This is a genomic window from Streptomyces sp. NRRL F-5126 (assembly GCF_000721265.1).
Lineage (GTDB): Bacteria > Actinomycetota > Actinomycetes > Streptomycetales > Streptomycetaceae > Streptomyces.
Window position 1 is genome coordinate 1 of record NZ_JOFZ01000034.1, and the last position, 2,011, is coordinate 2,011.

2 pseudogenes are annotated in these 2,011 nt (G+C 68.0%); both read right to left on the reverse strand.

Annotated elements, in window-relative coordinates:
• Positions 1-1,634: pseudogene (locus IH48_RS33845) on the reverse strand (type I polyketide synthase); the annotation flags it as partial.
• Positions 1,635-1,676: 42 nt separating this feature from the next.
• Positions 1,677-2,011: pseudogene (locus IH48_RS0132105) on the reverse strand (polyketide synthase); the annotation flags it as partial.

A 2,011-nucleotide genomic window follows, 5' to 3' on the forward strand; every position in this document is an offset into this window, starting at 1 on the left:
GGCGCAGGCCTGCATGTGGGTGCGGAAGACACTGCTGGTCTGTAGGAGTTCGCGGCCCATGCCCGGCCATTGCGAACCCTGACCAGGGAACACGAACGCGATCTTGCCCGGGACGCGGGGCTGGTGATCGGTGGGGCCGGTCACCAGGTGCGGCGAGGGCCGGCCTTCCTGGAGTGCGGTGAGGGCGTCGAGGAGGTCGGTGCGGTCGTGGGCGATGACGACGGCACGGTGCTCGAACGTGGTGCGGGTGGTGGCCAGGGCGTGAGCGATGTCGCGGGCGTCGACGTCCGGGTGATCGGTGGCGAAGGCGTGCAGCTGCGCGGCCTGGTCTGCCAGTGCGCCCGCCGACTTGCCGGACACAAGCCAGACACTCGGCCCGTCCGTCACCTCGTCGACGCGGTCCGGCTCGGTGTCGACCGGCGTGGCGGGCTCGATCTCCGCACTGGTGGGCGCCTGTTCGAGGATGAGGTGGGCGTTGGTGCCGCTGATGCCGAAGGAGGAGACGGCGGCTCGGCGTGGGTGGTCCATCACTGGCCATGGGGTGGGTTCGGTGAGGAGGCTGACGGCGCCACTGGTCCAGTCGACGTGTGGGGTGGGTTCGTCGATGTGCAGGGAACGGGGCAGGGTGCCGTGCCGCATGGCGAGGATCATTTTGATGACGCCGGCGACGCCTGCGGCCGCTGCGGTGTGGCCGATGTTGGACTTGATGGAGCCGAGGTGGAGCGGCTGCTCGGTGGGGCGGTCCTGGCCGTAGGTGGCGAGGAGGGCTTGGGCTTCGATGGGGTCGCCGAGGCGGGTGCCGGTGCCGTGTGCTTCGACCGCGTCGACCTGGTCCGGGGTGAGGCCTGCGTTGGCGAGGGCCTGGCGGATGACGCGTTCCTGGGAGGGGCCGTTGGGCGCGGTGAGTCCGTTGCTCGCACCGTCCTGGTTGACGGCACTGCCGCGCACCACGGCCAGCACCGTGTGCCCGTTACGCTGCGCGTCGGACAGCCGCTCCAGCATGACCAGGCCGACGCCCTCGGCCCAGCCGGTGCCGTCTGCACCCGCCGAGAACGGCTTGCAACGACCGTCCGGTGAGAGCCCACGCTGCTTGCTGAACTCGACGAACTCGTCCGGCCCGGACAGCACCGTGACGCCACCGGCCAGGGCGAGGTCGCACTCGCCGTTGCGCAGGGCCTGGCTGGCGAGGTGGATGGTGACCAGGGAGGAGGAGCAGGCGGTGTCGATCGTCAGGTCTCCCACGCGCATTCCAGGAGCAGCCGCTGCTGGGGGTCCATGGCCAGCGCCTCACGCGGACTGATGCCGAAGAACTCGGTGTCGAATCCGCTGACGTCCCGCATGAAACCGCCGTGCCGGACGGTGGACTTACCGGGAACCTCGGGGTCCGGGTCGTAGAGTCCTTCGACATCCCAGCCGCGGTCGGAGGGGAAGCCGGCGATGGCGTCCGTCCCGGACGCGACCAGTTCCCACAGTTCCTCCGGGGACGACACGTCTCCCGGGAACCGGCAGCCCATTCCCACGACCGCTATCGGCTCCTGCTGATTCGATTCGTACTTGACCAGACGCTGGCGTGCCTGGTGCAGTTCCGACGTGACCCTCTTGAGGTAGCCGCGGAGCTTTTCTTCGGTGTGCATGGCAGATTCGTTCCTCTGGGCTGGATATGTCGATACGTGCGGTCAGGACATGCCGAATTCTTTGTCGATGAAGTCGAAGATTTCATCGTCCGACGCCGAGTTGATTTTCTGCGTGACGTCAGTGGCCGCGGGCGTCTCGCCCAGCTTCGCCAGAAGGCGCTGCAACTGGGAGGTGACCTGGTTCCGGGCTTCGGTGTCGAGGGTTCGTACCAGCAGATCGGTGTCGATCTCAGCGAGCTGGACGAAGAAGTCGGAGGGCGCCTTGTCAGTCTTCTGCCCGGTGGTGGGGATGTGTGTCTGGATGTAGGTGGCGAGGGCGGTGGGGGTGGGGTGGTCGAAGATGAGGGTGGTGGGGAGCCGGGTGCCGGTGGTGGTGC